Source organism: Roseovarius sp. MMSF_3281 (assembly GCF_030733685.1).
In the GTDB taxonomy this organism is placed as follows: domain Bacteria; phylum Pseudomonadota; class Alphaproteobacteria; order Rhodobacterales; family Rhodobacteraceae; genus Roseovarius.
Map to the genome: position 1 here is coordinate 18646 of NZ_JASHIM010000024.1, position 19663 is coordinate 38308.

General features: G+C 62.5%; 20 protein-coding genes. 14 read left to right on the forward strand and 6 right to left on the reverse strand.

Annotated elements, in window-relative coordinates; genetic code table 11:
- The first annotated feature begins 24 nt into the window (after positions 1 to 24).
- The 12 genes from RBB32_RS18160 to RBB32_RS18215 all read left to right on the forward strand — a co-directional run bounded on the left by RBB32_RS18160 (position 25) and on the right by RBB32_RS18215 (position 9172).
- Positions 25 to 606 (forward strand): sigma-70 family RNA polymerase sigma factor, encoded by a 582-nt coding sequence (locus tag RBB32_RS18160; RefSeq protein ID WP_306154856.1) that lies wholly within the window; start codon positions 25 to 27, stop codon positions 604 to 606.
- An 8-nt stretch (positions 607 to 614) separates the two neighbouring features.
- Positions 615 to 1262, forward strand: a complete 648-nt coding sequence (locus RBB32_RS18165) for a ChrR family anti-sigma-E factor (RefSeq protein ID WP_306154784.1) — start codon at positions 615 to 617, stop codon at positions 1260 to 1262.
- 414 nt (positions 1263 to 1676) lie between these two features.
- Positions 1677 to 2384, forward strand: coding sequence for an ABC transporter permease (locus RBB32_RS18170; RefSeq protein WP_306154786.1), 708 nt, complete (start codon positions 1677 to 1679; stop codon positions 2382 to 2384).
- Positions 2377 to 3123 carry an ATP-binding cassette domain-containing protein gene (locus tag RBB32_RS18175; RefSeq protein WP_306154788.1) on the forward strand — a complete coding sequence of 249 codons (747 nt, stop codon included), beginning with the start codon at positions 2377 to 2379 and terminating at the stop codon, positions 3121 to 3123. Before RBB32_RS18170 ends, RBB32_RS18175 begins: the two co-directional genes overlap by 8 nt.
- A 29-nt stretch (positions 3124 to 3152) precedes the next feature.
- Entirely contained in the window at positions 3153 to 3968 is an 816-nt protein-coding gene (locus tag RBB32_RS18180) for a substrate-binding domain-containing protein (protein ID WP_306154790.1), read from the forward strand.
- A gap of 96 nt (positions 3969 to 4064) precedes the next feature.
- The gene (locus RBB32_RS18185) at positions 4065 to 4961 is read left to right on the forward strand and encodes a helix-turn-helix transcriptional regulator (protein WP_306154792.1); all 897 of its coding nucleotides are present in this window, start codon (positions 4065 to 4067) and stop codon (positions 4959 to 4961) included.
- 90 nt (positions 4962 to 5051) lie between these two features.
- Positions 5052 to 5615 (forward strand): NifU family protein, encoded by a 564-nt coding sequence (locus RBB32_RS18190; RefSeq protein ID WP_306154794.1) that lies wholly within the window; start codon positions 5052 to 5054, stop codon positions 5613 to 5615.
- On the forward strand, positions 5605 to 6195 hold the full coding sequence (gene tsaB, locus RBB32_RS18195; protein ID WP_306154796.1) for a tRNA (adenosine(37)-N6)-threonylcarbamoyltransferase complex dimerization subunit type 1 TsaB: 591 nt from the start codon (positions 5605 to 5607) through the stop codon (positions 6193 to 6195). Before RBB32_RS18190 ends, tsaB begins: the two co-directional genes overlap by 11 nt.
- Positions 6185 to 6601 (forward strand): GNAT family N-acetyltransferase, encoded by a 417-nt coding sequence (locus tag RBB32_RS18200; RefSeq protein WP_306154798.1) that lies wholly within the window; start codon positions 6185 to 6187, stop codon positions 6599 to 6601. Before tsaB ends, RBB32_RS18200 begins: the two co-directional genes overlap by 11 nt.
- An 81-nt stretch (positions 6602 to 6682) precedes the next feature.
- A complete protein-coding gene (locus tag RBB32_RS18205) occupies positions 6683 to 7318 on the forward strand; it encodes a LysE family translocator (RefSeq protein WP_306154801.1) in 636 nt (211 codons plus the stop codon).
- A gap of 181 nt (positions 7319 to 7499) precedes the next feature.
- Complete coding sequence (locus RBB32_RS18210; RefSeq protein WP_306154806.1) at positions 7500 to 8414, forward strand: sulfite exporter TauE/SafE family protein; 915 nt, start codon at positions 7500 to 7502, stop codon at positions 8412 to 8414.
- 2 nt (positions 8415 to 8416) lie between these two features.
- The gene (locus RBB32_RS18215; RefSeq protein WP_306154807.1) at positions 8417 to 9172 is read left to right on the forward strand and encodes a TIGR02186 family protein; all 756 of its coding nucleotides are present in this window, start codon (positions 8417 to 8419) and stop codon (positions 9170 to 9172) included.
- 129 nt (positions 9173 to 9301) lie between these two features.
- Here the strand turns inward: RBB32_RS18215 and RBB32_RS18220 are convergent, their stop codons facing one another.
- From RBB32_RS18220 to RBB32_RS18235, 4 genes are all read right to left on the reverse strand, one after another.
- Positions 9302 to 10015: an SDR family oxidoreductase gene (locus RBB32_RS18220; protein ID WP_306154808.1), complete on the reverse strand. Its 714-nt coding sequence runs from the start codon at positions 10013 to 10015 to the stop codon at positions 9302 to 9304.
- Positions 10012 to 11535 (reverse strand): ATP-dependent RecD-like DNA helicase, encoded by a 1524-nt coding sequence (locus tag RBB32_RS18225; protein ID WP_306154810.1) that lies wholly within the window; start codon positions 11533 to 11535, stop codon positions 10012 to 10014. The genes RBB32_RS18220 and RBB32_RS18225 overlap by 4 nt, the downstream gene beginning before the upstream one ends.
- A gap of 311 nt (positions 11536 to 11846) precedes the next feature.
- The gene (gene ccrA / locus RBB32_RS18230) at positions 11847 to 13136 is read right to left on the reverse strand and encodes a crotonyl-CoA carboxylase/reductase (RefSeq protein WP_306154811.1); all 1290 of its coding nucleotides are present in this window, start codon (positions 13134 to 13136) and stop codon (positions 11847 to 11849) included.
- A gap of 142 nt (positions 13137 to 13278) precedes the next feature.
- A complete protein-coding gene (locus tag RBB32_RS18235; protein WP_306154813.1) occupies positions 13279 to 14649 on the reverse strand; it encodes a 1-acyl-sn-glycerol-3-phosphate acyltransferase in 1371 nt (456 codons plus the stop codon).
- 137 nt (positions 14650 to 14786) lie between these two features.
- On the opposite strand from RBB32_RS18235, the gene RBB32_RS18240 reads away from it, so the two are divergent.
- Entirely contained in the window at positions 14787 to 16766 is a 1980-nt protein-coding gene (locus RBB32_RS18240; protein ID WP_306154816.1) for a protein meaA, read from the forward strand.
- Between the two features lie 85 nt (positions 16767 to 16851).
- Here RBB32_RS18240 and RBB32_RS18245 read toward each other — a convergent pair whose 3' ends face one another.
- Positions 16852 to 17274, reverse strand: a complete 423-nt coding sequence (locus RBB32_RS18245) for a DUF4168 domain-containing protein (protein WP_306154818.1) — start codon at positions 17272 to 17274, stop codon at positions 16852 to 16854.
- A gap of 294 nt (positions 17275 to 17568) precedes the next feature.
- Here RBB32_RS18245 and deoD point away from each other — a divergent pair, with 294 nt between their 5' ends.
- A complete protein-coding gene (deoD, locus tag RBB32_RS18250; protein ID WP_306154820.1) occupies positions 17569 to 18294 on the forward strand; it encodes a purine-nucleoside phosphorylase in 726 nt (241 codons plus the stop codon).
- A 91-nt stretch (positions 18295 to 18385) separates the two neighbouring features.
- On the opposite strand, the gene RBB32_RS18255 is transcribed toward deoD, so the two are convergent.
- Positions 18386 to 19660, reverse strand: coding sequence for an acetylornithine deacetylase/succinyl-diaminopimelate desuccinylase family protein (locus RBB32_RS18255; protein WP_306154822.1), 1275 nt, complete (start codon positions 19658 to 19660; stop codon positions 18386 to 18388).
- Positions 19661 to 19663 lie beyond the last annotated feature (3 nt).

A 19663-nucleotide genomic window follows, 5' to 3' on the forward strand; every position in this document is an offset into this window, starting at 1 on the left:
GCGGGCCGTGCTAGGTATTCGGCAATGCAGCGACAAGGCCCGAGGCCAAAGAACGTGACGAAGAAAGATGCAGCGGAAAACGATGATTGGGTCACCTGTATCCAGCGGATCCGCGAAAACGAAGACAGGCAGGCGTTTGAGCGCCTGTTCGGCCATTTCGCCCCAAGGGTGAAAGGCTTCTTGATGAAGTCTGGCGCTGATGAGGCGATGGCCGAGGAATGTACGCAGGATGTAATGGCCACCTTATGGCAGAAAGCGCACCTGTTCGATCCAAGCCGCGCCAGCGCGGCGACGTGGATTTTCACGATCGCGCGGAACCGCAAGATTGACGCGCTACGAAAACAGAAACGCCCCGAGCCCGAAGACCTGCCTTGGGGCCCGGACGAGGAACCCGATCAGGCCGATGTTTTGGCTCTGCAACAAGAGACAACCCAACTGGGCAAAGCGATAAAAAACTTGCCCGAAAAACAGAAGGTATTGATTGAAAAGGCTTATTTCCGCGATCTGAGTCATTCTGAGATCGCCGAGGAAACGGGCCTGCCACTTGGCACGATCAAATCCCGTATCCGGCTGGCGCTGGACCGCCTGCGCCACGCAATGAAGTGAAGACGACCATGACAGAGCAAATCAAACATCATCTGACAGACTCTTTGCTGATGGCCTATTCGGCCGGAAGCCTGCCCGAGGCGTTCAACCTGACCATCGCGGCGCATGTGTCGATGTGCGACGAATGCCGCGCGCGTTTGGGGGCGTTCGACAGTTTGGGCGGCGCCCTTGTTGAAGGGAGCGAGAGCGTCGAGATGTCAGCAGGTAGCCTTGAGGCCGTGATGGAGCGGCTGAAGGCACCCGAAAGGCCAGCGGAAAAACCCATTTATTCCAATGGGATAGTGCCTGCGCCATTACGGGATTACATCGGCGGCGACCTGGATGCTGTGCGTTGGAAGTCCATCGGCATGGGGGTCAAACAGGCGATTTTGCCAACCTCGCGCGATGCAACGGCACGACTTCTGTTCATTCCGGCGGGGGCCGCCGTGCCCGACCACGGCCACCGAGGAACGGAATTAACCCTTGTTTTAAAAGGATCTTTTGCCGACGAAGTGGATCATTTCGGCCCCGGTGACATCGAGGTTGCCAACGAGGATTTGAACCATACGCCAGTGGCGGATATCGGCGAAGATTGCATTTGTCTGGCGGCCACGGACGCGCCCTTGAAGTTCAAGGGGCTTATCCCACGATTGGCACAACCCTTCCTGAGAATCTGAGCCGGAATTTCGTATGAGTCGTACGTTTACCCCCCGAGTTTCGTACGAAACTCGGGGGGTTTGGTTTCGGGGTCGTACGAGTCGTACGAAACGCACGGCGATCGCGGGCCGGTCTGTCAGGACCGTCGCCGGTTTTCCTGTCTGCCCAACAGTTTTGATCCGCCGGTGCAAACGCGCATTTGATGCCCAAAGCGACCGCTGCAAGCGGTCACAAAGTGGACTTTTCGACCCAACAGGATACTGCAAACATCACTTCTGTAAATTTTGCATCAATATGCATATTTATACGCACCCGCCGAGATCGAGGTTGGCACCAAACAGGGCAATATAGCCAATAATAATTGTTCTTGATCTTTATTTTTCGCCCTGCAACTCTGTTTTTGACGCCAGAAATTAAACAGCAGGTCGTAAATTTTGCAAAGTCTCGGAGATGCTCTTGGTTTGGCCTTGTCGCTGGTCTTGTCCGGCGATCCGGACCTGTTCGAGATCGTCGCCCTGTCTTTGCAGGTCAGCCTGACCGCGACGGCGGTTGCTTGTTTGATCGGCCTGCCGGTGGGTGCACTGGTGGCAATAGGGCGGTTTCGCGGGCGTGGCGCGGTGTTGATCGTGATGAACGCGCTGATGGGGTTGCCGCCGGTGGTGGTGGGCCTGTTGGTTTATCTGCATTTGTCGCGGTCTGGCCCCTTGGGGTTCCTGGGGCTGCTTTACACCCCCACGGCGATGATCATTGCCCAAACCATCCTGATCGCGCCCATCGTCGCGGCGCTGTCGCGGCAGGTTCTGGAAGACCTGCACGCCGAATATGCCGAGCAATTCCGGTCGCTTTGCCTGACGCGCCTGCAAACGGTGCAGGCGCTGTTGTGGGATGCGCGGTATTCGCTGTTGACCGTCGGGCTTGCGGGCTTTGGCCGGGCGGTGGCCGAGGTGGGCGCGGTAATCATCGTGGGTGGCAATATCGACCACCTGACACGGGTGATGACAACGGCGATTGCGCTTGAAACCTCGAAGGGGGATCTGGCGCTGGCCTTGGCGCTTGGGGTTATTCTTCTGGTGATCGCGCTTGGCGTCAACGCGGCGGTGCAATCAGTGCGGATGACCGCGACGAGGCAGGCCTATGTTTGAATCTCCCGTCATCCCCGAGACACAGGCCTTGCCCGGCTCGTCGCTGATGCCCTTGACGGTGAAGGGGCTGCGGTTGGAATTGGGCGGCGCGAAGGTGCTGAACGCCCTTGATCTGGCACTCCCTCCTGCGGGATGCACGATGATCATGGGGCCGAACGGGGCAGGCAAGAGCCTGTTGTTAAAACTATTGCATGGATTGATGCCCCCCACGTCGGGCACGATTGATTGGGCGGGCACCCCTGCGGCGCAGGCCACCAAGCAGCAGGCACTGGTCTTTCAGAAACCCGTGTTGTTGCGCCGCTCGGTGGCGGCGAACGTGGATTTCGTTTTGAAGACACGCGGCAAGGACCAGGCCGAGCGGAACACGCTTTTGGACCATGTGGGCCTGTTGCATAAGGCCAAGCAACCCGCGCGCCTTTTGTCGGGCGGCGAGGCGCAGCGCCTGGCACTGGCCCGCGCCTTGGCCAGCGACCCCGAGGTTCTGTTCCTGGATGAACCCACGGCAAGCCTTGATCCGGCCTCGGTTCTGGCGATCGAAGCAATCGTGAAAGAGGCCAAGGCGCGGGGCGTGCGGATCATCTTTGTGACCCATGACATGGGCCAAGCGCGACGCATGGCCGATGACGTGGTGTTCCTGCATGGCGGGCGGGTGATCGAACACAGCCCCGCCGAACGTTTTTTCCCGGAACCGCAGAGCCAGGCGGCACGGGATTACCTGAACGGCAGAATTGTCGTCTGATCGAAAACCAACCCCAAGGGAGTGATCCAATGCTGAAACGCACAATTGGCGCAAGCGCGCTTGCCCTGACCATGGCCGGTGGCGCCGTGGCCCAAGACCAATCTATCATCGTGCAATCCACAACCTCGACTGCCAATTCGGGGCTTTATGACTATCTTTTGCCGATCTTCGAGGAAGACAGCGGCATTCAGGTAAACGTGGTGGCCGTGGGCACCGGGCAGGCCATCAAGAACGCGGAAAACTGCGATGGCGACGTGTTGCTGGTGCATGCCAAGCCGTCGGAAGAGAAATTCGTCGAGGCCGGATTCGGCACGTCGCGCACCGACCTGATGTATAACGACTTTGTCATCGTCGGCCCGGCGGGCGACCCGGCGGATGTTGGCGGCATGGAGGACGTACAGGGCGCCATGGCCAAGATCGCCGAGGCGGGGGCGCTTTTCGCCTCGCGCGGGGATGACAGCGGCACGCACAAGAAGGAAATGGCGCTGTGGGGCGATACCGGGGTCGATCCGACGGCGGCCAGTGGCGATTGGTATCGCGAGACAGGCTCGGGCATGGGTGCGACACTCAATGCCGGGATCGGCATGGGGGCCTATGTGATGACCGACCGCGCCACATGGATCAGCTTTGACAACAAGCAGGACTACGCCATCCAGGTGCAAGGCGACGAAGACATGTTCAACCAATATGGCGTGATCCCGGTGAACCCGGAAAAATGCCCCAGTGTGAACCTGGAGGCGGCGCAGGCCTTTGCCGATTGGTTGGTATCGGACGACGGGCAAGCCGCGATCGGGGCCTACAAGGTGGCCGATCAGCAGTTGTTCTTCCCGAACGCGCCGGAATAAGGAACCGGCCCTTCCGGGTTTCCGTTTTTCGCGAAAGCTTCTAGGATATGGGGCGGCCTGTCTTGGGCCGCCCTTGTGCTTTTCTGGGATGCCCGAATGAGTGAGCCTGCCTTTCCCGAACACGATTACCTGACGGTCAAGGAATTGGCCGCGTTGCTGCGCCTGAAGGAGCGCAAGATTTACGATCTTGCGGCACGGGGCGAGGTGCCCTGTTCGCGCGCCACCGGCAAGCTGTTGTTCCCGGCGGGGGAGATCCGGGCGTGGCTTGAAGGGGCGACATCGGGCGGGGTCGAGGCGACGGCGCCCACAGCACCGCGCCCGCCGATCCTGTTGGGCAGTCACGATCCGCTTTTGGATTGGGCGGTGCGGCAATCGCAATGCGGTTTGGCCAGTTTCTATGACGGGTCGCGCGACGGGTTGGAGCGGTTTGCCCGGCGTGAAGGCATGGCGGCGGGCCTGCATATCCATGACACGGTGAGCGATCACTGGAACATTCCGGCGGTGCGCGAGATGGCCGGGGGCCTGAACGCGGTGCTGGTGGGTTTTGCCACCCGGCGGCGCGGCTTGGTGTTTCGTGCCGGGGGCACCGCGCCCAAGGGGTTGGGCGATTTGGCGGCCCTGCGTTTGGTGCCGCGGCAGGCCGGGTCGGGGACCGATACCCTGTTGCGGGGGTTGGCCGACAAGGCCGGGCTGGACCTGTCCAAGTTGGAGCGGACAGAGGTCGCCCGTACCGAGGATGACGCGGTTGAGGCCGTAGGGCGCGGCGAGGGTGACGTGGCCTTCGGGCTGGAAGCCGTGGCGCGGAACTATGGCTTGGAGTTCGCGCCGGTGGTGGAGGAAGAATTCGCCCTGCTGGTGGATCGCAAGGCGTGGTTCGAGCCGCAGATGCAGGCCCTCATGGCGTTTTGCCAAGGCGCGGCTTTCAAGGCGCGCGCCGAAAGCTACGGCGGCTATGATATCGCCGCTTGCGGCGCGGTTTTGTGGAACGCCTGAGCGCATCCGGTGAAGTTTAGAATCATTCCAAACCTTGACACCCCGTCCCCGCGCGCGCATATCTGACGTAATCGAGAAAGGGCGCGATCCATGTTCATTCAAACCGAATCCACACCCAACCCCGCGACACTGAAGTTCCTGCCGGGACAGACCGTTCTGGACGCGGGCACAGCCGATTTCCCAAGCGCCGATGCGGCGGGCAAATCGCCACTGGCCGAGCGTATCTTCAAGGTGCAGGGCGTGACCGGCGTGTTCTTTGGCAATGATTTCGTGACCGTTACCAAGGGTGACGACACCGAATGGGACCATATGAAACCCGCCATCCTTGGCGCGATCATGGAGCACTATCAAAGCGGTGCCCCGGTGATGAGCGGCGAGGCCGAGGCACCATCGGGCCATGCCGACCACGACGGCGAGGATTCCGAGATCGTCGGCCAGATCAAGGAGTTGCTGGACACCCGCGTGCGCCCCGCCGTGGCGCAGGACGGTGGTGACATCACCTTCCACGGGTTCGAGCGTGGCGTCGTCTACCTGCATATGCAGGGCGCTTGCGCCGGGTGCCCCTCGTCCACCATCACCCTGAAGATGGGGATCGAGAACCTGCTGCGCCATTACATCCCCGAAGTGACCGAGGTGCGCCCCGTTGGGGTCTGACCCTCTCACCCTCGGCTTTGACACATCGGCCGCGCATTGCGCGGCCGCTTTGCTGTCGGGTGATCGGGTCGTGGTGGCCCGCCACGAAGAAATGACCCGCGGACAGGCCGAGCGGTTGATTCCCCTGTTGGAGGCGGTTTTGGCCGAAGGCCGCGCCGCATGGGCCGATCTTGCGCGCCTCGGCGTGGGCGTCGGCCCCGGCAATTTCACCGGCATTCGGATTGCGGTCTCTGCCGCGCGCGGTCTGGCCCTGTCGCTGGACATTCCGGCGGTGGGCGTCAGCGGTTTCGAGGCGATTGCCCTGACCGCGCCCGAGGGGCAGATCCCGGCCCTGCCCGCGCCGCGTGACCACCTTTACGTCAAACCCGCGGGCAGGGCCCCGCGCCTTTTGCCCCGCACCGAGGCCGAGGCGCTTGGCCCCTTGGCCCATGCGCCTGCGCCCGATGCCTTTGCCATGGCCATCGCCCGCATCGCCCGAACCGCGCCAAGGGACACGCCGCCGCCCGCCCCGCTCTACCTCAAACCCGCCGATGCCGCCCCGGCCCGCGATACGCCGCCCAGAATCCTCGATGACGCCTGAGGCGATGGCCACCACCCATGCACGCGCCTTTACCGGGCGCGGGCAGGTCTGGACCGCGCGGGAGATCACCGATTTGCTGGCCTCGCCGCATGTCTTCGCCGTGGGCGACGCGCATTGCTTTGCCATGGGCCGGGTCGTGGCGGGCGAGGCGGAATTGCTGACCCTGGCCTGTGATCCGGCGCATCAGGGCAAGGGGTATGGCCGGGCCGCCTTGGCCGATTTCGAAGCCGAGGCAAAGGCGCGGGGGGCCGAGGAATGCTTCCTTGAGGTCGCCGAGGACAATATTGCGGCACAGGCCCTCTACAGAACCGCAGGGTATACCGAGGCCGCCCGGCGCAAAGCCTATTACCCGCGCCAAGGTGCGGATCCGGCGGATGCGCTTGTTTTGCGCAAGACCGCCGGATAGTTCGGCCTTTTATCGGTTTGATTTCACTGGACAGCGCCGCACCCTGCGCCGATGGTTTCCTAGACCTGAAAGGAAACCATAATGCCCGAAATTATACCCTATCTGCCCGGCTTCATCGCCGCCTATGCCATCCTTCTGGTCGGCGCCTCCTCGCCCGGGCCAGCGGTGGCGATGCTGGTGGGGATTGCCACCAACCAGGGGCGCGGCCCGGCGATGGTGGCGTCACTTGGCATTGCCGTGGGAAGCATGACCCTGAACATCCTGACACTTCTGGGGGTCGGCCTGCTGCTGAGCCAAGCGGCATGGGCGATCAGCGCGCTTCGGGTTATCGGCGCGGCCTATCTTGTTTATCTGGCCTACGGGGCGCTGCGCAAAGCCTTCAATCCGCCAAAGCTGACCCCGGAGGATATGGCCCCGCGGGCCGCATGGCGGCACTTCACCCATGGCTACCTGTTGCAGGTGACGAACCCCAAGGCCGTGGCCTTTTGGCTGGCCATCGCCTCGGTCGGGGCCGTCAAGGGCGCGGGCCTTGGCGTGACCTTCCTGTTCGTCGCCGGGGCCTTTGCAATTTCGCTTGGCTGTCATGCGGCATGGGGGCTGGCCCTGTCGGCCCGGCCGGTGCGCGCCGCCTATGCACGGGTGCGGCGCGGGATCGAGGCGCTCTTGGGCGGGTTCTTCCTGTTTGCCGCGTTCAAGCTTGCCACTTCGGGGCGCTAGGCGGCGTCTGTATGTCGCCTCAGGCGCGTACCGCAAGTGTAAGGCGAAATAACCTGACACGACAACTGGACTTTCGGAATTCACGAAACATAAGTCCAGTTAACAAGAATTGATCAGGCCTGCGGTGACTTGGCCCGGCTCTGCGCTTGCAAAATGTGCGGGGCTGCGGTTACTGACACCCATGCAAATCTACCTGCCCATAGCCGAGGTTTCGGTCAACGCCTTCCTTCTTCTGGGGCTGGGCGGGCTGGTGGGCATCCTTTCGGGGATGTTCGGGGTCGGCGGCGGGTTTCTGATGACCCCGCTGTTGTTCTTCATCGGCATTCCGCCCGCCGTGGCCGTCGCGACCGAGGCCAACCAGATCGTTGCCTCGTCTTTCTCCGGTGTCTTGGCGCATCTCAGGCGCAAAACCGTCGACCTGAGGATGGGAACGGTGCTGCTTGTCGGCGGACTTGTCGGCGCGGCGCTTGGCGTTGTGGTTTTCAACTACCTCAAATCGCTGGGTCAGGTCGATCTTCTGGTCAAGCTTTGCTATGTTGTCTTCCTTGGCATCATCGGCGGGATGATGTTCTTCGAAAGCCTGCGCGCCATTCGCAACACGCGTTCGGGCAAGGCACCCAAGCGCAAGAAACACAACTGGGTGCATGGCTTGCCCTTCAAGATGCGCTTTCGCACCTCGGGCCTTTATATCAGCGTCATTCCCCCGCTGCTGGTCGGGGTGGCGGTGGGTATCCTTGCCGCGATCATGGGGGTCGGCGGCGGGTTCATCATGGTCCCGGCGATGATCTACCTGCTGGGCATGCCGACCAAGGTGGTTGTCGGCACCTCGCTGTTTCAGATCATTTTCGTCACCGCCTTCACCACCATGCTGCATGCCACCACGAACTTTACCGTGGACGTGGCCTTGGCGGTTCTGCTGCTGGTCGGGGGTGTCATCGGCGCCCAGATCGGCACGCAGATCGGCACCCGGATGAAGGCCGAGCAATTGCGCATTCTTCTGGCCCTCATGGTGCTGGCGGTTTGTTTCAAGCTGGCGCTCGACCTGCTTATCCAACCCTCCGAACTGTATTCCATCGGTGCAGCGGGGGGGCATTGATCATGTTGCGATTGACCCTCGTCCTTATCTGTCTCGCCCTGCCTCTCAAGGCCGAAGAAGTCGTGCTGGGCCTGTCCAGTGACAAGGTGCGCATCACCGCCACCTTTGAAGGCTCCGACCTCCTTGTCTTCGGCGCGGTGAAGCGGCAAGCGCCGATCCCGCAAGAGCCGCTTGACGTGATCGTTGCCATCTCGGGGCCCTCGAAACCCCTCACGGTGCGCCGCAAGGAGCGCAAGCTGGGCATCTGGGTCAATACCGACGCGGTCGAGGTCGATCGCGCGCCCAGCTTTTACGCCGTGGCCACCACCGGCCCGCTCGACGAGGTGCTGACCAATGTCGAGGACCTGCGGCACAGGATCTCGATCCCCCGCGCCATCCGCTCGGTCGGGGCGCCGGGCAATGTCGAGGACGCCCAGAACTTCACCGATGCCCTCATCCGCATCCGCAAGGCCAACAACGCCTACCAAATGCTGGAAGGCGCGGTGGCGCTGGACGAACAAACACTTTTTCGCACCGCGATTGAACTGCCCGCCAACCTCACCGAAGGCGATTACCGCACGCGCATCCTGTTGACGCGTCAGGGGCGCGTGGTGTCGGACTTCGAGACCGTCATCGACGTGCGCAAGGTGGGGCTGGAACGCTGGCTCTTCACCCTCTCGCGGCAACAGCCGATGCTTTACGGGCTGATGTCACTGGCCATCGCCATCGCGGCAGGCTGGGGGGCCTCCGCCGCCTTCCGCGTCCTGCGCCAAAACTGATCCCGGCTTTTTCTTGGCAAAAATACCTTGGGGTGAGGCCGCAGGCCGAGGGGCAAAGCCCCTTATCCGCACGCCAAAGGCGTGCTTATCCTGCCGCGCCGCAAGGCGCGCCCTTTCGGGAACGGCCGCCTAGCCGCGGCCGATATAGGGCATCTTGGTGGCCATCACCGTCATGAACTGCACATTGGCCGACAGCGGCAAGCCCGCCATATGCAGCACCGACGCGGCCGCGTCGGCCACGTCCATGGTCTGCATGTCCGGCTGGCGCGCCTTCAGGTCGGCGACCAGCTCGCTTTCGGCATTGCCGATATCGATTTGTCCGCAGGCGATATCAAAGGCCCGCCCATCCAGGGACAGGCTTCGCGTCATCCCCGTAATTGCGTGTTTCGAGGTGGTATAACAAATCGAGTTCTCGCGCGGCACATGCGCCGAGATCGAGCCGTTGTTGATGATCCGCCCGCCCTGCGGGCTTTGCGCGCGCATCCGGGCGAAGGCCAGTCGCGCGGCGATGAACATGCCGCGCAGGTTAACGGCCATCACCTGGTCGAATTCTTCGACTGTCACCGCATCGGGGCTGGCTGCGGGGCCGAAGATGCCCGCGTTATTGAACAGCACGTCCAAGTGCCCGACCTCGCCGATGAACTGGTCGAACGCGGCCTGCATAGCCTCAGGGTCGCTGACATCGGCGGGCAGCGGGATGGCATTGCCCTGCCCCGCCGCGATCTCGCGCAGGCGTTCGGCACGGCGGGCTACAAGCCCTACAGTCCAGCCTTCCGACAAAAAGAGTTCCGCCGTCGCCCGGCCAATGCCCGAGCTGGCCCCGGTGATCAGGATGGTTTTCATGCCTCGGCCTCCAGTTCCAGTGGCGCGGGGGCCACCTGCAGGTCATCGGTGCGCAGCGGCCCGGTCGGCTTCGACAGGCGCGCGCGCACCACCCAGTGCAGGCGTTCCTCGGCCCGGGTGATCGCCACGTAGGCCAGCCGCTTCCACAGCGGCTGCCCGGCTTCCGTGCGCCCCATGCGGGCGGCGGCGTAAAGGTCGGGCGCAAAGACCTGCACATCGCGCCATTGGCTGCCCTGCGCCTTGTGGATGGTCACCGCAGCGCCGTGCAAAAAAGTTGCGCCCATACGCGCGGCGAAGGGGATGAAGGGTTCTTCCTCATCCGGTTTCTCGATTTTCACGATGGACGCCGCCGAGACCTGCGGGTCTTCGGCTCCGATCACGTGCAACCGCGAAAACCCCGGTTTGCGCCCCGGCCCCAGATAGATCACCTGTGCGCCCTTGATCAGCCCCCGCGCCTCAAGGTCCAGCCGTTTCTTGCGGTGCTTGAGCGGCAGTTCGATGCCGTCGCAAATCAGTGGCTCGCCTTCCAAAAGCGCGTCTTCCGGCGCGCCATGGACCGACCGGAAAGCATTGATCAGACGGATGCGCGTGGCATTGCGCCAGACCAGCACGGGCGAGCGCGCCATCAGGTCCACCTCGACCCGCTGCGCCCATTGCACGCGGTCGTCTTGGCGGGCTTTCTCCTCGACCATGCGTTCAAAATCCTCGAACCCCACATCGGGGTCCGAAAGCGCATGGGCGAGGTCCAGAATGGGGTTATCGGCGTCTTGCCGGTGGATGCGGTGCAGGGTCAGGATGGCAGGCTCGGCCAGCTTATCAAAGACCATGGAGCCGGATTGATTGACCGGGGCCAACTGTGCCGGGTCACCGAACAGCAGGAGGTTCGGGAAAATCTCCTGCAAATCCTCGAACTGCCGGTCATCCAGCATCGAGGCCTCATCGACAAACCCCACGTCCAGCGGCTCTTCCCGGCGCTTCCAGCCGGTGATGAAATCGCTGCCCCGCAGGCCGGCGGCGGCCAAGGCCCCCGGCACGGATTTATGGGTTTGGTAAAAGGCATGGGCGCGGTCCAGCGCCTCGTCGGTCAGGCCCTCGATCTCGGGTCGCTCACCATTCCCGGCCAGCCATTCGGCGATCTTTTCATATTCCGGGTCATAGACCGGCGTATAAAGAATGCGGTGGATGGTGGTGGCCGGCACCCCGCGCATCCGCAAGACACTGGCGGCCTTGTTGGTGGGGGCAAGGATGGCCAGCGTGCGCCGATCCTTGCGGCGGCGGCCTTCGTAATCGCCCGAGACAATCTCGACCCCGGCCTCGGTCATGGCACGGGTGAGTTCGGCCAGTAGCAGGGTCTTGCCCGATCCGGCCTTGCCGACAACGGCCATGGTGCGCTGCCGCCCCTCTTGCGGCGGTGTGAGGGTGCCGTTTTCAAGATCGATCCCCGCCCCCCGCAGGCCTTCGGCGATGCGGTCGTGGGCCTCGGCCTGATCGTGGGAGTATGTGGGCAGGGTGTTCGACATGGCGTGGACCCTACAAGGCGTTGTGGGAAGGTGCCAGAGGCAAGCGCGCTTATCAGGCCTGTCAAAGTTGGGAGCCGCGCAGCGACGGGCCGCGGCGCGGCGATCCAGTTTTTGAGCTATAGTACTTTATCCAAGCCACTGGCGCGCGACGACTAGGCAAAGAAACTTGGTCAGCCCAATCGCCGGGCCGAAGGGGCGGCCCGTCGATGCGCGGCGGCGCTGCGCGCCTTGATTCCGCGCAAGTGTGCTCGAACGCAAACCGCCCGCCACGGGAAACCCCGGGCGGGCGGTGCGTTGGTCAGGCGTAAAGCTTAGGCTTTGCCAGCTTCCAGCACATCCTCGACGGTGCGCAACCCGGGTTTCGGCGCTTGCACCAGTACGGCCATGTTGCCGGGCTTGTGCTCGTTGCGCAGCATTTGCATGTGGGCCGCTGGAATCTCATCCCAGGGGAAGACATCCGACATGCAGGGATCGAGGCGGCGCTCGATCATCAGGCGGTTGGCCGAAGCGGCCTGTTTGAGGTGCGCAAAGTGCGAGCCTTGCAGGCGCTTTTGATGCATCCACATGTAGCGCACGTCGAAGGTACAGTTGAACCCGCTGGTCCCGGCGCAGATCACGACCATGCCGCCCTTTTTCACCACGAGGGTCGAAACCGGGAAGGTCGCCTCGCCGGGGTGTTCGAAGACCATGTCGACGTTCACGCCCTTGCCGGTGATCTCCCAAATCGCCTTGCCGAACTTACGGGCCTCTTTCAGCCATTCGTTATATTCCGGCGTGTTCACCTTGGGCAATTGGCCCCAGCAGTTGAATTCCTTGCGGTTGATGACGCCCTTGGCGCCTTGGTCCATCACGAACTGGCGCTTGGATTCGTCCGAGATCACGCCGATCGCGTTGGCGCCCGCGGTATTGGCCAGCTGGATCGCGTAGGAGCCAAGGCCGCCCGAGGCGCCCCAGACCAGCACGTTCTGCCCCGGCTTCAATTCATGCGGCGGGTGGCCGAAAAGCATGCGGTAGGCAGTGGCCAGCGTCAGGGTGTAGCAAGCGGACTCTTCCCATGTCAGGTGCTTTGGGCGCGGCATGAGTTGCTGGGCCTGCACCTTGGTGAATTGCGAGAACGATCCATCGGGGGTTTCATAGCCCCAAATCCGCTGGGTCGGGGACATCATCGGATCGCCGCCGTTGCATTCCTCGTCGTTGCCGTCGTCCTGGTTGCAGTGGATCACGACCTCGTCGCCGACTTTCCAGTTTTTCACGGCAGAGCCAACTTTCCAAACGATGCCAGCGGCGTCTGAGCCTGCGATATGATAGGGGGCGCCGTGGCCGTCAAAGGGGCTAATCGGCTCGCCCAGACCGGCCCAGACACCGTTGTAGTTGACGCCTGCGGCCATCACCAGAACCAGCACCTCGTTGCTGTCGATTTCCCAGGTGTCGACAACTTCGACCTCGAAGCTTTTGTCGGGTTCGCCGTGACGTTCGCGGCGGATCGCCCATGCGTACATCTGTTTGGGCACATGGCCCAGGGGCGGCATTTCACCGATCTCGTAGAGATCTTTTTCGGGCGCGTCGTAGGGCGCGATGCCCGTGTCGGTATCCAGAGCCATGTTCAGCCTCCTAAAATCATCCGGTTGCCGCGATGCAGAATCGCGGCGGTGACCCCGAGATATAATCCATCACGCAACAATGCAATGCCAAGGGGTAGTTTTTTGTAATTTTATAACCGCGCAGATGCAGAAAATTCTGGCGTTACGCGCTGCGATTGCGAAATAAATGGGCGATAGACTGTGCATAATAGGCCAGGATTTCGCGTTCTTCGGGGTTTATGGCGATCTGGCCGCCCTCTTCCGAAACCAATTGCCGGTTGCGCAGATTGCGCAGCCCCACTTCGACCGCGTAGTGCAAATCGCCGCGCGGCAGGTGGACATGTGCCTGTGACAGCGCCTCGACCATCCGGCCGACCTGCCTGTCCAGATCGGCCCGGGCAAGCGGCCCTTCGGCCTGCAAAAGCGCGCGGGCGACCAAGGGAACGGGCAGAACCGGGACCTCTTCGCCGATCCTTTGCATGAGAAGGCGGGCAAGCCCTTTGACCGGGTTGCCGGGGTATCGGCTTTCGAAATCGTTGAGCGAAACCGGCGCGCCGAAACTGGCCGCGGCATAGCCGTGCCGGTGATACCGCCCGGTGATCCGAAGCCAGACCTGTTTGAACAAAAAGCGCGCCACCACCGAGATACGCGCGCGAAAGCGCCGTTCCCCCGCCTTGCCCGCCGCCACGAGAATACGGTCCTCGAACACCCGGTCATAGTTCAGGGCGACGGGAACAAAGACAACGTCACGGTCGGGGTTGGCGCGTTCTTCGACGATGTATTTCAACAGCCCCAGCTTGGGCGGGGCCAACCCGCCATCAAGGCTAAGCCCGCCCTCGGGGAAAAGCGCCTGCGTCACCCCGCCATCGGTTGCCATGCCCACGTAGCGCGCCAAAACACGGCGATAAAGGTCATTGCGGGATTTGCGGCGGATGAAATAGGCCCCCATGGAGCGGATCAGCCGCGACAGGGGCCAGACCCGCGCCCATTCCCCCACGGCATAAGACAGGGCCGAGCGTTCGGCGGCCAGCCATGTCACCAGCACGTAATCCATGTTCGAGCGATGGTTCATCACGAAGATCACCGTGGCGTCGGGATCGACCTTCGACAGGCTGGCCTCATCGAAATGGCCAAGCCGCACGCGATAAAGGCTGCGCGAGAGCCATTTCGCCGCCCTGATGGCAAAACCGAAATAGGCGGTGGCCGAAAACCCCGGCACGATCTCGCGCGCGTATCGCTTGGCCTGCTCAAAAGCCACGTTTTCGGGGATGCCTTCGGCCTTGGCGTGTTCGGCCACGGCCTGACTGACCTCGGGGTCATAGATCAGGCGCTGGATCATGTCATAGCGGCGGGCCAGCTTGAACGGCTCAATCGGGCGTTCCAACTTGGTGTTGAGCTTGGCCACCGCCCGCTCCATCCGGCGACGAAAGAACCATCGCACGGAGGGGAACAGGAAATGCGATGCGAAGGTGACTGCCGCGAACGCCACCAGAAGAATCAGTGCCCAAAGCGGCATTTCCACAATTCTGCCCATGAAGACAGCAATACAGGGTTTGACGGCGCGGTAAATGGCCCCATGCCGCGATGCAGCGAATTGACAGCGCCATAATGTTCCAGATACATATGTCTGAACGTAACAAAATTGCGCAACCTGATTCACGAGGCCCGCACATGTCGCAGACGCAGAATGAGACCCCGAAAGATCGCCCCTGGCTGATCCGGACCTACGCGGGACATTCGACCGCCAAGGCCTCGAACGCACTATACCGTTCCAATCTTGCGCGGGGTCAAACCGGCCTGTCGGTGGCTTTCGATCTGCCCACGCAGACAGGGTACGACAGTGACCATGTGCTAAGCCGTGGCGAAGTGGGCAAGGTGGGCGTGCCGGTCTGCCATCTGGGCGATATGCGAACGTTGTTCGACGACATCCCGCTTGAGCAGATGAACACCTCGATGACGATCAACGCGACCGCGCCCTGGCTCTTGTCGCTTTACATCGCCGTGGCCGAGGAACAGGGCGTGGATACCAGCAAACTGCAAGGCACGGTGCAGAACGACCTGATCAAGGAATATCTCAGCCGTGGCACCTATATCTGCCCGCCGAAACCCTCGCTGAAACTGATCGGGGACGTGGCCGAATATTGCTATACCAATATTCCCAAGTGGAACCCGATGAACGTCTGTTCCTACCACCTGCAAGAGGCGGGCGCGACGCCGGAACAGGAACTGGCCTTTGCGCTGGCCACCGCCACTGCCGTTTTGGACGAGTTGAAACCCCGCGTCCCGGCCGAGGATTTCCCGCGCCTAGTGGGGCGGATTTCGTTTTTCGTGAATGCGGGCATCCGCTTTGTCACCGAGATGTGCAAGATGCGCGCCTTCGTGGACCTGTGGGACGAGATTTGCGCCAAGCGTTATGGCGTGGAAGACCCCAAGTATCGCCGCTTTCGCTATGGCGTGCAGGTGAACTCGCTTGGCCTGACCGAACAGCAGCCGGAAAACAACGTCTACCGTATCCTGATCGAGATGCTGGCGGTGACCCTGTCGAAAAAGGCCCGTGCCCGGGCGGTGCAATTGCCCGCATGGAACGAGGCGCTTGGCCTGCCGCGCCCCTGGGATCAGCAATGGTCGATGCGGATGCAGCAGATTTTGGCCTATGAGACCGACCTTCTGGAATTTGACGATCTGTTTGACGAAAACCCGGCCGTGGATGCCAAGGTTGAACACCTCAAGGAAGGCGCGCGCCATGAGCTTGCCAATATCGACAGCATGGGCGGTGCGGTGGACGCGATTGAATACATGAAATCGCGGCTGGTGGATTCCAACGCCGAGCGTCTGAACAAGATCGAACGCAATGAGACCGTCGTGGTCGGCGTCAACAAATGGACCGAAGGGGAGCCTTCGCCCCTGATGGGCGAGGATGGCGGAATCATGGTTGTCGATCCAACCGTGGAGGCCGAACAGATCGACCGCCTGAACGCGTGGCGGGCCGAGCGTGACGATGCGGCGGTAAAAGAGGCGCTGGCCGAATTGCGCACCGCCGCCGCCGAGGGCCGCAATGTCATGCCCGCCTCGATCAAGGCGGCCAAGGCCGGGGTCACCACCGGCGAATGGGCCGCGCAGATGCGCAGCGTGCATGGCGAATACCGCGGGCCGACCGGCGTATCGGGCAGCCCTTCGAACAAGACCGAAGGTCTGGATGATATCCGCGATGCGGTGGATGCGGTTTCCGACAAACTGGGCCGCCGGTTGAAATTCCTTGTCGGCAAACCGGGGCTGGATGGCCATTCCAACGGGGCCGAACAAGTCGCCTTCCGCGCGCGCGATTGCGGGATGGATATTTCCTATGAAGGTATCCGCCTGACGCCCGAGGAACTGGTCAAGGCGGCGCTTGAGGACGAGGCGCATGTCGTCGGCCTGTCGATCCTGTCAGGTAGCCACATCCCGTTGGTCGAAGACCTGATAAAGCGGATGCGCGAGGCGGGGCTGGGCGATGTGCCGGTGATCGTCGGCGGTATCATCCCCGAAGAGGATGCCAAGCGCCTGCGCGACATGGGTGTTGCGCGGGTCTATACCCCGAAGGATTTCGAGCTGAACACCATCATGAAGGATATCGTCACGCTGGTCGATCCCAAGGCCGTCGCCGCCGAGTAACCCGGCCCTTGCGAATATCAGAAACGAAAAGGCCCACGGAACGCGCGCCGTGGGCCTTTTCACCTGTTCTGGAGGGATAGGGTGGTTATTGCGTGCGCACTTCCTTGATCCGGGCGACAATGCGCTGGTTCAGGTCTTGATCCTGCTGCGCAGCGGCACTGATGGCGCGGAAGGTTTCCGGGGTCATATCGGTCACGTCGGACACCGCGGTTTTGGCGGCCTCATTGGCTTCCTGCACCAGCTCCTCGGCGCCTTCCTGGGTTTCCTGCTCCTGGATTCTGGGCATGTACTCGGCCTGCACCGCCTCAACCGCGATCAGCGCGGCAACGAAACCCTCGACCTGCGCATCGGTCACGTCTTCGGCTGCGATCTGCGGTGTTTCGGGGGCGGCTGTTTCAGCTTGCGTTTTGGCCTGGGTGTCCGCCTCGGCGTCCTGCGCAAAGGCGGGGGCGGTCAAGACAAGGGCAATGGCGCTTACGGCGCCCATCAATGGGGTTTTGAAGGTCAATACGATCTCCCGTTCAGCGGTGTGTTTCGGGGCGCGTGCCCCGCTGCTCTTGCAACAGGTGGGCAAGCCTGCGGGCAGATGCAACCACCTCAGCGAAAAAACGCCGGCACGCGCGTCGTGAACATCGCGCGGCGGGCCGGTGCCCCAAGGGCGTTATGCCGATGTTCTGGGGATGCGGAGCTTGTCCGCCACGTCAGGGTGGCCCCGGGGCGCGTTGGGCCACTGGCAAACCAGGATGTAACGGATTACCCTTTGCCCATCATCCGAAGCCGCTTGCCTTGAAAGATATACCCGATGACAGTTCACATTGCCGCCGAACCGAACCGGATCGCCGAGACGGTCCTTCTGCCGGGCGATCCCAAGCGCGCCGAATGGGCGGCGCGGAGTTTCCTGGACGCGCCGGAATTGGTCAATGATGTGCGGGGAATGCTGGGATTTACCGGCACATGGCAGGGCCACCGCGTGACGATCCACGGCAGCGGCATGGGGATGCCCAGCCTGTCGATCTACGCCAACGAGTTGATCCGCGATTACGGGGTCAAGACCCTCGTTCGCATCGGCAGTTGCGGCGCGATGCAGGCGCATGTCGGCCTGCACGACGTGGTGATCGCCATGAGCGCCAGCAGCATCTCAACCCCTTCAAGCACGATCCTGCGCGAGGTGAATTTCGCCCCCTGCGCCGATTGGGGCCTGCTGCACGGTGCCGTCGCAGCGGCCAAGGCGCGCGGGATCTCGCCGCATGTGGGCGGCATCTATTCCTCGGACACCTTCTATGACGAACGCCCCGACCTAACCGAGCAGATGACCCGCCATGGCACGCTGGCCGTCGAGATGGAAGCGGCAGAGCTTTATACCCTCGCCGCCCGCCACGGCGCGCGGGCCTTGGCCGTCCTGACCGTCAGCGATCACTTGCAAACCGGCGAGGCCCTCGACAGCCAGGCCCGCGAAAGCAGCTTCGGGGATATGGTGGAAATCGCCCTGGAGTCGGCCTTCGCCGAAAGGTCACACGCAGCTCAATAAGCATTTCGCCACGATCCTGCAGGTTTTTTTCTTGGTCCAAATACCCTGGGGGAGTCGCCCGCAGGGCGGCGGGGGCAACGCCCCCAAACCCTTAGCCGCCGAAAAGATCGTGCAGCGCGAGGGCCATGACCTCGGCCGATTGCATCATGTCCTCGATGCCCACCCATTCGTCGGGCTTGTGGGCCAGGTCCAGAACCCCCGGCCCATAGGCGATACAGTTCTTCAGCCGCCCGATCCGGTCGATATGTTTCTGGTCATAGGTGCCGGGGCTGACCACGTAATCGGCCTCGCGCCCCATGACCTGCTCCACCGCTTTTGACACTGCCCCCACCACCGGCGCGTCGCGCTTTGTCATCGTCGGCAGAACGCGGAACAATTCCTTGATTTCATAGTCGAACCCCGGCCGCCCGTCGCGCACGCGTTCCAGCACGTCGCGGATTTCGGCCTGCACCTCGTCGATGTTTTCCTCGATCAAAAACCGCCGGTCGATCACCATGCGGCAGCGGTCGGGCACGCAGGCCGAGGGCATGCCGGTATAATCCTCCTCCTGCTCGGGCTCGCCGCCGTGGATGGAGTTGATGTTGAGCGTCGATTGCCGCGCGCCTTCCGGCACAACGGGCATCTCGGTGCGTTTCCGGGCCAAGGCCGGAAACAGGCTGTCTTCCATTTCCGCCACCACTGCCCCCATGTGCCGCACCGCGCAATCCCCCAGAAAGGGCATGGAGCCATGGGCGATCTCGCCCTTGGTTTCCACCTCGGCCCACCACACGCCGCGATGCCCAAGGCAGATACGATCCTTGTTCAGGGGTTCGGGGATGATCACGTGATCTACGCGCGCATAATATCCCTTCTCGGCCAGATAGGCGACACCGCCAAAGCCCCCCGATTCCTCGTCCGCCGTGCCGCTAATTTCAATTGCGCCTGCATAGTCGGGACAGGTGGCGATGAAGGCCTCGGCGGCGATGATCGAGGCGGCCAATCCACCCTTCATGTCGCAGGCCCCGCGACCGTAAATCCGGCCATCCTTCACCTCGCCGCCGAAGGGGTCGGTGGTCCAGCCGTGGCCAACCTCGACCACGTCGATATGGCTGTTGAAATGCACGCATTGACCGGGGGCTTTCCCCTCGCGCCGCGCGACGATGTTCCAGCGCGGGTGCTTGTCGCTGTCGCCGATGGCCCCTTCGGCGCGGATAAGCTCGGTATGAAACCCAGCGCGCAGCAACCGGCGATCAAGGTAGTCGCAAATCTCGCGGTAATTGGCCCCGGGTGGGTTTAGCGTGGGAATGCGGATCAGGTCTTGGGTCAGCGCGATCAGATCGTCGCGCCGCGCGGCGATTTCCTTGTGCAGACGCGCGCGGATATCCATGAC